Annotated in this window: 10 protein-coding genes; all 10 read left to right on the top strand. The window is 41.8% G+C overall.

The genetic code is table 11. The features are described from left to right. Window positions 1–114 precede the first annotated feature (114 nt). Window positions 115–318, top strand: coding sequence for a helix-turn-helix domain-containing protein (locus tag ABMY45_RS16110; RefSeq protein ID WP_039491801.1), 204 nt, complete (start codon window positions 115–117; stop codon window positions 316–318). 525 nt (window positions 319–843) lie between these two features. After that, complete coding sequence (locus ABMY45_RS16105; protein WP_349289159.1) at window positions 844–1794, top strand: SPFH domain-containing protein; 951 nt, start codon at window positions 844–846, stop codon at window positions 1792–1794. A 5-nt stretch (window positions 1795–1799) separates the two neighbouring features. Then, window positions 1800–2252 carry a hypothetical protein gene (locus ABMY45_RS16100; protein WP_010607437.1) on the top strand — a complete coding sequence of 151 codons (453 nt, stop codon included), beginning with the start codon at window positions 1800–1802 and terminating at the stop codon, window positions 2250–2252. Window positions 2253–2479: 227 nt separating this feature from the next. Continuing rightward, on the top strand, window positions 2480–3166 hold the full coding sequence (locus ABMY45_RS16095) for an ABC transporter ATP-binding protein (protein ID WP_010607436.1): 687 nt from the start codon (window positions 2480–2482) through the stop codon (window positions 3164–3166). Next, on the top strand, window positions 3148–4098 hold the full coding sequence (locus ABMY45_RS16090; RefSeq protein ID WP_227387797.1) for an HlyD family efflux transporter periplasmic adaptor subunit: 951 nt from the start codon (window positions 3148–3150) through the stop codon (window positions 4096–4098). The genes ABMY45_RS16095 and ABMY45_RS16090 overlap by 19 nt, the downstream gene beginning before the upstream one ends. After that, the gene (locus tag ABMY45_RS16085; RefSeq protein WP_174170654.1) at window positions 4088–5242 is read left to right on the top strand and encodes an HlyD family efflux transporter periplasmic adaptor subunit; all 1155 of its coding nucleotides are present in this window, start codon (window positions 4088–4090) and stop codon (window positions 5240–5242) included. Before ABMY45_RS16090 ends, ABMY45_RS16085 begins: the two co-directional genes overlap by 11 nt. Further along, window positions 5239–6429, top strand: coding sequence for an HlyD family efflux transporter periplasmic adaptor subunit (locus ABMY45_RS16080; protein ID WP_174170653.1), 1191 nt, complete (start codon window positions 5239–5241; stop codon window positions 6427–6429). Before ABMY45_RS16085 ends, ABMY45_RS16080 begins: the two co-directional genes overlap by 4 nt. Continuing rightward, window positions 6429–7664 carry an ABC transporter permease gene (locus ABMY45_RS16075; RefSeq protein ID WP_174170652.1) on the top strand — a complete coding sequence of 412 codons (1236 nt, stop codon included), beginning with the start codon at window positions 6429–6431 and terminating at the stop codon, window positions 7662–7664. Before ABMY45_RS16080 ends, ABMY45_RS16075 begins: the two co-directional genes overlap by 1 nt. A gap of 495 nt (window positions 7665–8159) precedes the next feature. Continuing rightward, a complete protein-coding gene (locus ABMY45_RS16070) occupies window positions 8160–8696 on the top strand; it encodes a hypothetical protein (protein WP_102058524.1) in 537 nt (178 codons plus the stop codon). A gap of 507 nt (window positions 8697–9203) precedes the next feature. After that, entirely contained in the window at window positions 9204–12881 is a 3678-nt protein-coding gene (locus ABMY45_RS16065) for a PKD domain-containing protein (RefSeq protein ID WP_211865897.1), read from the top strand. Window positions 12882–12887 lie beyond the last annotated feature (6 nt).

The following is a 12887-nucleotide window of genomic DNA, read 5'->3' as shown; positions in this document are numbered from 1 at the left end:
TCTATTGAAGCTCGAATTCGGATAATAAGTGCACCACTCATGGTTAAACGGTGAGAAGAGGTCAACTGCCTGTTGGTGGTGCTCTGTAATCGCCAAAAAACAAGAGTAGATACCATGAGTTACAAGCAGTTGTTCGAAGGGCAAAGATACCAGGTTGAGGCCTACTTACGTGAGGGTTTTAGCTATCGAGAGATAGGGAAAAGGCTAAAAGTGAGCCACCGCACTATAAGTCGTGAAGTTAGGCGCAATAGTACTCGAAGTCATATATTGGAAAAATTGTATGCCCTGAAGGTTGTTTGGTTGCAGAGGAAAGCATAGAGTCAGGAACATATCGTGTTTTGTTAACTCCTGAAGGTTAGTTTATTGTTAACTCAATGGAGTAATTGACATAACAAACTAGCGTTTCAGATTTCAAAATATATTTTCTAATCCAATATGATTATGCTAGTGAAATAGCACTAACTGATTTTGTCCAAATACGAGTTGCGTAAACGTCCGTTATCGTACTTGGATTTAAGGTATGAAATTGCTGTTGAACGACCGAGTTTGGCACTTATGCGACTTTCAGATTTGATTAAGCCCTAACAATCAAACCTGACAGATAAAGTTAAAATTTATTCAAGCTCAAATTCAGATAATAAGTGCACCACTCATAGTTAAACGGTGAGTGGTGCACTTATTATCTGAAATCAGGGTTACAAACCACATGCAAAACAGCCCAAAAAGTCCAGTCATCATAGTTACACTGAGGGGAAAACAAACCAATAGCTATTCTTACGTTATTCATCTATATTAGGAACATGCATTTGATGCGAACAATTCTTATGTAGTAGGAGAGCTAACATGGATCCAGTCACACTTGTTTTTGATTACCTTTTTACCATTCAAGCGTTTTTATTGATTTTCGTTATCGTGGTACTAAAAGGTAGTATCAAATTTGTCCCGCAGAACCGTGCGTGGATTATTGAACGTTTCGGCAAGTATCAATCCACTAAAGAAGCCGGCCTTAACTTTATTCTGCCATTTATCGATCGTGTAGCCGCCGATAGAAGCTTAAAAGAGCAAGCAGTTGATGTACCGTCTCAATCAGCCATAACCAAAGACAATATTTCATTGATTGTCGATGGTGTACTCTATTTTAGGGTTTTAGATCCGTATAAAGCGACTTACGGTGTTGACGATTATATCTTCGCGGTAACTCAGCTCGCGCAAACCACCATGCGTAGTGAATTGGGCAAAATGGAGTTGGATAAAACCTTTGAAGAACGAGATTTGCTTAACACCAACATCGTCGCCGCCATCAACTCAGCTTCTGATCCGTGGGGCATTCAAGTACTGCGCTACGAGATTAAAGATATTGTGCCACCAAACTCTGTAATGGAAGCAATGGAAGCACAAATGAAGGCTGAGCGTGTGAAACGTGCTCAAATATTAGAATCTGAGGGTGACCGTCAAGCTGCAATCAATGTCGCAGAAGGTAAGAAGCAAGCACAAGTACTTGCAGCTGAAGCCGAAAAAGCAGAGCAGATCTTAAGCGCCGAAGGTGAAGCAAAGGCGATCATTGCCGTTGCAGACGCACAAGCTGAAGCCCTGCGTAAAGTCGGTGAAGCCGCAAATACCGAAGAAGGTCAAAAGGCCATCCAGCTTGACTTGGCAACAAAAGCCATTGCAGCAAAAGAAGCAATAGCCAAAGAATCTTCTGTGGTATTGCTGCCAGAAAGTGGCACTGATGCAAGCTCGCTTGTCGCACAAGGCATGTCTATTATTAACACATTGAATAAAAAGCAAGGGTAACGCCTATGGCCTTTTTACTTGAGCACTTAGCACAAACCTTAGTAGTACTAGGAATTGCTTGCCTAATTGTTGAGGTTGCTGTGCTTGGTTTTGCGACCTTTGTATTGTTCTTTTTAGGTCTATCGTTGGTGATAAGCGGCGGCTTAATGTACGCAGGTATGCTTGACCAAACTTGGCTAACTGCACTTTGGTTTAATGCGCTAGTCACGACATTACTGGCGGTGTTTTTATGGAAACCACTAAGACGTATGCAAGATGTAACTGACAACAAAGAAGTAACGAGTGATTTTGCTGAGCTTAGCTTTACGCTAGAAAAGGACTTAAATCCAGATAGTCGTATTTTTCATACTTATTCTGGTATTGCATGGCAACTAAAAAGTAAACAACCCATCACCGCAGGAACACAAGTCAAAGTGGTTAAAAAAGAGGTTGGAGCGTTTTGGGTAGAGCCAAATTAAGCCAATTGGTATAGCCTTGCGAACAAAGTGCCTAGCAGCAAATGTTGTTAGGCATTTTCAACAACTCTCTGTATTCAGAAACAACTTTTTACCTTATTCTCTTTTCGTCTAGTACCTTCTCGGTTTACTCTATCCTGCACAACAGTTACACTCAAATTTAGGTACAAGGTTAAACACCTCTGAACCATGAATAAAATATAATAAAAAACAAGGGATTATAACCTACAATGATTCGGGTCGAAAACTTAAGCCGAGTATACGGAAGCGGAGAGACACAAGTGCATGCACTAAAATCAGTTTCTCTAGAAGTAATGGAAGGTGAATTTGTCGCAGTGATGGGGTCTTCTGGCTCTGGGAAGTCTACTTTAATGAATATACTTGGCTGCTTGGACTCTCCGACCTCCGGCTCTTACTATCTTGCTAATCAAGAAATTCAGGCCGTGGAAGATGAAGCCTTATCACAAATTAGAAATCAAAAAATTGGCTTTATCTTTCAAACATTCCATCTACTTACTCGCCTAACCGCACTGGAAAATGTCATCTTACCGCTAAGGTACACAGAGACTTCCCCATCAGAGGCAAAAAGTCGCGGACTTGCCATGCTAAAAAAAGTAGGTCTTGATAGCAGAGCACATCATAAACCCTTCGAAATGTCTGGCGGACAACGCCAACGTGTTGCCATTGCACGGGCACTCATTAATGAGCCAAAAGTCATTTTTGCCGATGAACCAACTGGTAACTTAGATAGTAAAACCTCACATGAAATCATGGAGTTACTATGCCAGCTACACCAGCAAGGCCATACCATTGTGATGGTAACACACGAGGACGATATTGCAGCATATGCCGAGCGTATCATCAGAATGAAAGATGGCGAAAAAGTCGAGGATAGCCAATGCACAACTACATCATAAGCATCGCCCTGCTCACCTCTTTGCAGGCTTTTGCCAAACCAATTATCGTCTCAGGCCTTATTAAAGCAGGTGAAACTCAGGTCTTTCACGCACCGATGAGCGACTCTTGGAAAACGCAAATTCAGTGGATGCTGCCCGAAGGGGAAGTTGCCAATGAGGGGGATATTGTTGTCGTCTACGATTCTGGCTCTATCGCGACCTCAATCGACCAAGATAAAGTGGCGCTTGACGCTGCAAAAGATGAGTACAAACGAATTGAGCAAGACGGCGCCCAAAAGATACTCGAAGCTCAGTTTCAGTTGAAAAAAACCATTTTGCTCGTCGAAAGAGCCAAGATAGATGCGAGCGTGCCAAAAGCCAATATCAGCACCTACGACTACGAGCAACACCAGCTGACGTTAGAAAAAGCGATTATCGAAAATCATAAAGCCGAAATAAGTTTAGGCAAGGCAGAAACTGAAGCAAAGGCAAATACTCGGAAACAGCAGCTAGAGATAAGGCGTCTAGAAGCGAGCCTCACGCACAACCAAGAACAACTGGAAAAAATGAGTCTAACGGCCAATAATAGCGGGCCCATTTTGTATGCGGACAATCCTTGGCACGGCAACAAGTTGTTTGCTGGCGCAACTGTACAAACAGGTTGGAAAGTAGCAGAAATACCTTCTACAGCAGGTCTGTATTTAGAAGCGTGGATCCATGAAGTAGATGCTCTTGGTATTAAGGAAGGTCAAACCGCCGATTTAAAATTTGACGCCTTTCGCTCATCACCAACGCTAGGTACGCTCACTGAGCTATCAACACAACCTGAAAAGCGCCAAGACTGGGGCCAAGGCATGTATTTTCGGGCTAAATTCACATTCAACACCGATTTGCCACTGCTGCCAGGCATGAGCGGAAGCATAACTTTGCCAGGAGAGAAAAATGAAAGTTAATTTGCTGGCAATAATTATTCCACTCTATTTACTTGGCTGCAGTCAGGCCCCCAGCGATATACATATCGTTAAGGCACAGCCAATCACTATCACTGTAGAAGCAAATGGTGAATTAGAATCAAAAAGCCGAGCGTTGATAGCCCCTCCTTCAATCAAGCGTATGTGGCAGTACAAGATAAAGCAGTTAATGCCAGAGAATACCACGGTTCAAAAAGGCCAAACCGTTGTTTCTTTTGACGATCAAACCGTTAGAGATCGCTTGATGGAATATAATTCGAAGCTAAGTCAAGCGCAAAAAGAGCTAGAAAATAAACAAGCTCAAGTCGAGAAGCAAGAAGAAGAATACAAACTCGCACTCGCTGAAGCGCAAATGAACTTCGATAAGGCAAAACGCCGCGCAGAGATCATAGATAACTCACGCTCAGACAACGACCGAAAAAAGGCGCAAATCGATTTCACCATTGCAACCAATGATTTAGAACTTGCCCGCGGCAAACTCGCTTTTCATCTAAACAACAAAGAACTGAGTATCCAAATGGCAAGAAGCAAGGTTGCACGAATGGATGCTGAAGTAAAAGAACTAAAACGTGACATAGAGCGTTTACAAGTAAAAGCGCCAATGGATGGGTTAGTTGCATATCGCGCAAACAGGGAAGGAGAAAAACCCAGTGTGGGTGAGTCCATACAGTTTGGTCAACCAGTTGTTGAGCTATCGGTTATTGAACAAATGCAGGTAAAAGCACAAATTAAAGAAGCCGATTTTGGACGGATAAAATTGGGGCAAGCAGTAAAAGTTACCATAGACAGTGCCGACGGATATGTTGTCGGTGGGACACTCATTGAAATAGGAAAGGCCTTTAGGGAAAAGTCACATCAAGATAAAAGTCGCATTGTTGATGCCATTATTGAGCTGGATAAGGTCGATACTGAAAAGCTGCGGCCAGGATTGACCGCTCGTGTAGAGATAGTGACAGCACAACTCGATAACGCCTTAACCGTGCCATTAAACGCGTTAAAACAAAGTGCGGATAAAGTGTTTATAGACACAAATAGCGGAGAAAAAGAGGTAACCGTCTCTTATACCACACCGACGCTTGCCGTGATTTCTTCTGGAATTAGTCAAGGCGCGGAGGTAAAGCTATGAGAAAAACATTACTCGCGATCATTGTCCCACTTTGGTTACTTGGCTGCCAAGAAGCAACTGAACAGCCTGCGCAACTATTATATACTGTGGAGTCGAAGCCTTTTGCTATCACCGTTAATGCCGAAGGCGAATTGGAGGCCGCAAGTGAAACTGTCATATCCGCCCCAACTTCAGCGAGAGGGGCTCAGACGCTCGCATGGATCATGCCTGAGTATACTCAGGTGAAAAAAGGCGATGTTATTGCACGATTCGATGGCAGCCAATTAGAAAGACGAAAACGCTTTAGTGAATTCGACAAAGGCAAAGTCGCACAAGATATCACGGTCACCGATAGTGATTTAACCACAAGAAAGTCCCATTTAGATAGCGATAAGGTTATCGTCAGTGAAGAGAAACACTTTGCTGAAACCTTTTCAGTTGACGATGAACGGATCCGTTCAAAGCTCGACATTTTAGATCAAATGCAAAATGTTGAGTACCTCAATGCAAAAGAAGCTTATTTTGGCTGGCAGACAGAGCAGTTTTCATCTTCAGCTCTTGGAGAAATGGAACTGTTAAAACTGCAATCAAAACAGCATGAAAGCAAAATTGCGATGTACAACGCAAACTTAGAAGGTCTTGAAGTCATCGCGCCACATGATGGCTTACTCACTCTCAGTGCCGATTGGCGTGGTGAAAAACCCAAATCAGGGCAAGCGCTATGGCCTGGGCAAAAGATTGGGGGATTACCAGATATCTCATCCCTGCAAGCTAAGCTTTTCGTTCATGAAAAAGAAGCACTTGGCCTTGCGATTGGTCAAAAGGTTAGGTTTACCCTGCTCTCCAATAGCGATGAGCGCTTTGATGGTAGAGTCACCAAAGTGTCACCTTACCCACAATCTATTCGTCGTGGAGATCCACAAAAATACTACGAGGTCATAGCGAGCCTTGATGAAACTCCAGCCTACTTTAAACCTGGTAATAAGGTGCTTGCTACATTATTTGTCCAAGAAAATAAAGAAGCGTTACTCGTGCCTAAACACAGCGTGATTAATGATAACAATGCGTTTTTTGTTCAAGTTAAAGACGGTAGTCAGTTTAAACGCGTAAAAGTGGAATTAGGCCAAAGCAACCTAAGCCATACTGAAGTACTTTCTGGTTTATCGCCCAAGCAACAAATTGCACTTGTCGCGAATAAGGAACTGTAATGAAATATTTGGATTTATTTACCGACGCTATTGTGCAATTAAAGCAACATAAGCTCAGAACCCTATTGACCTTACTTGGGATGATTTTCGGTGTGGGTGCTGTTATTGCTATGTTGAACATCGGTGAAGGTGCTGAACGTGAAGCGCTTAAGATGATCGATTCTATGGGGATCAATAATGTTATTGTCAGCGCCAAAGACATTGAAGAAAATGACTTAAAGGAACAACGAAAGCACTCGCAAGGTCTTAATTTATTAGACGGCCAAGTGATTGTAGACGCCCTGCCCTTTGTTAGTGATTTTTCAGCTGAACGGCTAGTAGATACCTACCAGATATTTAGCGAATTCGGCAGGTTTGAAGGGGAAGCCGCGGGCGTCACAGCAAACTATTTTAGCCTTGCGCATTATGAACTCGCTGCTGGTCGCCTGCTAAATACTGAAGATAGCAAAGAATATAGGCAGGTTGCGTTACTCGGCGCCAATACTGCAAAAACGCTCTTTCCCCTCGGGAGCGCTGTTGGCCAACAAGTAAAAATCAATCATTTATGGTTTGAGGTTGTTGGCATTTTGCAAGCGCCGCACCTGAACAAAAAGGAGTTTCAAGGCGTTGCATTAGGAGGCGAGCAAAGCCGTATTTTTGTTCCGCTAACGACCGCAATTCATCGCTTCAATAAGGGATTACTTGAACCAGAGGTTACCGAACTAAAACTCGCTATCGACAAATCTCAGAGTCCAATTTTGGCATCTCAAGCTATCACTAACATTCTAACCAATCGTCATAGCGATATTGATGACTATAGGTTGACCATTCCCGCAGCGCTTCTTGCTCAGCAAAAACAAACACAAGCCATTTTTAATATGGTTATGTCTTGCGTAGCAGGTATATCACTCCTTGTTGGCGGTATTGGGATTATGAATATCATGCTTGCAACCGTACTTGAACGGACCAAAGAAATCGGCTTATTACGCGCAATCGGTGCGACTCGGAAAAATATTCAAGTTCAGTTTATTACAGAGAGTTTTACCATCTCGATACTCGGAGGGCTATTAGGCGTGGTGTTTGGTATTTTACTTTCAGAGATAATTGCATTTTATTCAAACTGGGCGGTTTCTTGGTCTTTGAGTGCTATTATTCTTTCTTTTAGTATTTGTGCCTTAGTTGGCTTAACATTTGGTGTATATCCCGCAATCAAGGCTTCAAAGCTAGACCCGATCGAAGCCTTACAAAGTGACTAACCAATTAGGAAGGCACTAACGCCATCCTTTATTTTGAGACTAAAATACTTTTTCGCATACAGCTCAGTGACCAAAGTCACTAACTAACCAGAACTCGGGATAACAACTTGTTCTCTAGCAGACGTTATCCCTTACTACTGCGTTAAATTTGCTTGCAATAGGCCAGCTATTGACGCACAAATTTGCCTTGTATTAAGAAATAACTTCTGGCTAGAGTGATATTACGCTTTTGAACTTAGTGGTTTTAGTGGTTTAACTTACTTTTTATCTCGAATTCAGGTTAACTAGCATGCTTTTTATTGGACTTTTTTTCGCCACAAGGTAAACTTTTATCCGATTTAACTCAAAAATAACAGGAAGCATTATTTGAGCAAAGAATGCTCGTATGACTTGTGTTGTTTTACTGCTTAATAAATCGTTAAATATTTAATTAAGCTTTGAAAAATAGCTAACACAGTTAAAATGCTGCTGAGAATGGAACTTCAAGGACAAATAATGAAAAAAGTAACGCTTATCGCGCTTTCTCTCGCCTCACTCACTGCTTGTAAAAGTAATGATATCAACCGTGTCGTGAATGACGGTGTAGACGGTGCTATTAATGGTATTTTTGGCAGTTCAGGTACCGTTGTTTCAGCAACCGGTAGTGGCTCTAGTAACGATTACTCAGTCGAAAAAGAAGACATATGGCCTCATCAAGCAACGAAAACGGCTCGAGACTATGGCTCATTGGCATTTGTAAAAACGGCAAAAAACCCAAGTGGTAAAACTAGACTTAAGTTTAATGAATGCAAACATCCGCGAATTGGCAAAATAAGGTGCGAAGGCTATCTATACGAAGTTTCACCAGAGGGCTGGTTGGTCAAAGGCGATACTATTCACTTTGGCACACGCCATTACGCTGACATTGTTATTCCAGCCGGCCAATACTATATAAAGATAAAAGGTGAAGATGTGGGTAAAAAAGTCTATGCGACCGGAACCATAGAAATAGTGCCCTTTGTAACCAACTACATCAATGTAACCGTCCAATAAAAAATCACAAAAAGTACCTAGCTTTTGCAAAGTCACTAGGTACTTTTTACCAGAGCAATTTCCTCTTTAATCAAGCAACCTAAAACAACACTTCTTATCCTTTTTATTTCATCAATAGTGCGCAAAGTTCCCAATAAAGAAACACCCAGTAACCCCACCAGCATTTAAATTTACTTTAAATTACAAAATGATGATTACTTCCTCTAGCGTGTGAGCTTTTCTTACGTTTTTCTCAGGCCTCAAAGAATTTAGATTTATTCAATAATAATAATTAGTTAGATAAAAATAACAAAAAACAAAATCGCTCCCTAAATTCCCAGCGAAAACATAAAGTTATAATTTTGTTTATTTTTCGTTATTTATTTATTTGAAATTCTTTATTACCTTAGAGTTTGTGCTCAAAGTAATAGCACTAATAATCAGCCGCACTCATTCGCTCTTTTATCTCATGTACTGAGTAGTTGCGTTTTAGTGGGAAGGAATCTTCAAAATAATTATGGAGTTAACATGCAAGGGTTAAAGTCTCTGTGCGTTTTAGCATCTGCGATAAGTATGTATTGTCACGGCGCTGAACGCGTCTCTTTATTCAATGACACGCAGAAAATTGCGTCTACTTTACAACAAAAACAATCCACATTTGGTGATGATTCTAATCAAAACTATCTACTCGCGCTTAAAACATTTGCTGCGCAATACACAGGTCACACACTTACATTTCATCAAAGCCAAGTAGATCAAACTAGGCAAAGCCATACCATAACTCAAAAATACCAAAATATACCTATCTGGAATCACGACCTTGTTGTGCTTACGGACGAAAATGGCGTAGTTGAGCAAGTTTATGGCGATCTCATTGTAGACGTTGCTAAAGATTTACCTGCACTAACTCCAGCGTCTGATGACCAACTTAACGCAGCATTAGATTCAATCATCTCGCAATTTGCCAGTGAACGCCCTAGAGTTTTTCGACGTAAATCAACAGAAGAAGTTATTTATATAGATGATCGGGGTAAAGCTCGACATGCAGCTAAACTTACTTTTTTCACCGATTTTAACTCTGCTCCTTTTAAGCCTCAAAGGATCATCTCCTTTGTCGATTTAACAACAAACGAGCTTATCAGCCAATCCGATGTATTGCAGCGGGTTGTGTATGAAGGTGGAAGCGGTCCATCTGGCAATGACAAGATTGCACGTCCAGATTACCAACAAGCTGATTATGTTTCCTACCCACCAAAGACCTTTGTCGTCGCAATGGAAACCGATGCTCAGCAAACTAGCTGCTTATTTGATGCAAAGAACGTTGAGACCAGAAACTACAATCACGGCACAGCGCAAGTTAATACGCCTTATAGCTATAACTGCTCAGATTCAACTCGTAATGATTATAAAGAATATCACGGAGCTCGCTCTGCTTTGAATGATGCCCATCATCACGGACAAACAACGAGTTTAATGTTCGAAGCATATCTGGGACATAAGCCCTACTATAATAAAAAGATAATTCAGAATGTCCATTATGGTCTGAATATGGATCAGGCATTTTATGAAAACGGCGAGGTCTATTTTGGTGATGGGGACTACCTCTTTTACCCTATGGTTTCCTTAGATGTTGTCGCCCATGAAATCGCCCATGGTTTTACTGAGGAGTATGGCTCAAGTACACCAAAGTCAATGTTGACAGGTCAGGCTCGTGCTATCAACGAAGCGTTTTCCGATATGGCTGGTGAGGCAGCTGAATTTTTTTACTCTGGATCGAATGACTGGAAAAGCAATCACGAAACATTCCGCCTAGATGATGCTCTACGTTATTTTGAAACTCCGACGCTAGATGGAAACTCAATCGATCATGTTGATGACTATGACGACTCAGTCACGTCCCACCATGGCGCTGGGGTGTTTAACAAAGCTTTTTACTACCTTACTACTGCTGACCTAGATAGTGACCCCTCTCCTTGGAATACAAAATACTCCTTCATTCTATTTGCTAACGCAAATAAAAATTGCTGGACCAGCAATAGTACTTATCTTACTGGTGCAGATTGTGTAATGCGACAAACCCACACAGTGACTGATCAGCTGACTCAAGATGGGGTTACAAAGCAAGATGGTAGTAACTGGCAAGCCACTGAATTACAAAACCACATACGTAAGGCATTTGCACAAGTCGGTATAAGTTTAAAGGTAGACCGTGGACTTGAGAGCGAACTTGGTTTTGATCGCCAATTCTTAGCTTTTGACTTTAAGAACTTAACCCGTAGTGATGGCCAGCAAGTCTCGGCAAGTAATAGCGAAGGCTGGCAATGGCAGTGGAACTTTGGTGATGGAAGTGCACAAAACAGCGCCTTTGAGCCAAAACATAATTTCACTACCGCAGGCAAATACAACGTTGAGCTGACTGCCATCGCACCTTCTGGCCAGTCCGATACATTTGTACTACCCATTGAAGTATTTGATGACTATTGTCCGGCACAAGGCATCAATCACAGTAAGTATTACCTATCATCAGTTTCGTTAAATAGTTACAAAAATGATTCCACCTCAAGCAATTACAGTGATTACTCATATGATGTCGTCGAAGTAAAAGACGGTAAAGCACTCAATGTAACGCTGACCGCAGCGCCACACCCAGATACTCAAGACAAAACAAAGAATTTTTATGTCTGGTTAGATAAAGACAACGATGGCCTATTCCATAAGACTGAGGAACTTGTACTCTTTGGAAGCAGTAAGACGCAATTGGCTGGCGACATCTCATTGAGTGGTGAGCTAAATCAAAGCTATCGCCTTCGTACTATGGTGTCATTTGGTTTAGTGAAGTCTGCATGCGGAGATATGTCCTGGGGCGAAGTCGAAGACTACACAGTTAAACTCACTGAAAACAATGACCCTGTTGATTTGAGAATCACCGCCAACCAAGGTGTTAATCAAATGAGTTTTGATAACAACACGGTTGATGCACGTGTTAAACGTTGGAAATGGGAATTTGGAGATGGCTCAACCAGTAGTAAAAAATCGCCTACTCATCAATATGCGCAAGCTGGAAGTTATACGGTCGAGCTAAAAGCATATGACAGATTCAACAAAGTCATAGGAAATTGGAACAAACAGGTTCAGTTTAACACAACTATCACCGCAAGATTCACACCTCGTAAATCCGGTAGCACTGTTTATGTAGACACAAACCAAAGTGTTATCCCTCAAGGTAGCACCATACAGTGGCAATTTGGTGATGGTGCCACGTCCTCGGTAAAAGACACTCAGCACACCTACCAAGCTGATGGTGAATACACTATTACACTCACAGTTAACCATGTTGATGGTACACAATCGGCCAGTGAAACGGTAAAAATTGGCGAGACAAGCTTTATTCCTGAAGTGAGCTACACGGTAGCCGAGCAAGCAGACGGTACGTTTAAGGTCAGCTTTAATAACACCACCGCAAAACCTGACAATGCCGCTTGGAATCCTAATGTCACTTTAGTATGGGATTTCGGAGACGGATCAACGCACAATCAGAATGATAGTTTCGGCCAAGATACAGATCATACCTATCAAGCAGCTGGAACCTATACCGCAAGCTTGACTATCAGTTATGACAAACCTTGGTGGCTTGTTCGAGGAGAACGAGTCACTGGTACCAAGAATATGGTGTTAGAACTAAAGCCCACTCAGCCCGTTGAATACTGCACAGCTGTAGGTATCACTGACTATGAACACATCAGCAGTGTGACTTTCAATCAAGATGGTCCGCTTAGCAATGCGCAGCAGTCTGGTGTTGTTAATCCTAACAATCCAATCAAACTCTATGCCACACAGAATAATACCTATCGTATTGAAGCTGGCTATGCTGGCACAGAAACATTCGCTGAAAATTATCATATTTGGATTGATTTAAACAATGATGGTCAATTTGGTGATGGTGACTGGAGAAACAACAAATCAGAACTTTTAGTAATGGACTTCGACCAAACTAACCAAGACTACGGCAAAGGTTATGTTGAAGGTGAATTTAGCATTCCAAGTAATAAGTTGTCACAACCTGTCACGACGACTCGTATGAGAATTTTGCAGTATTACGGATTTAGCAGAGTAAACAGTATCGATCCTTGCTCTGACTATAGCAGTGCCGCAACCTCGGGGAGCGGAGAAATTGAAGACTACCTTGTAGAAATCTATAAGAATTAAGGAAAA

Source organism: Pseudoalteromonas sp. XMcav11-Q (assembly GCF_040104525.1).
Lineage (GTDB): Bacteria > Pseudomonadota > Gammaproteobacteria > Enterobacterales > Alteromonadaceae > Pseudoalteromonas.
This window is presented reverse-complemented; position numbering and strand designations above follow the sequence as displayed.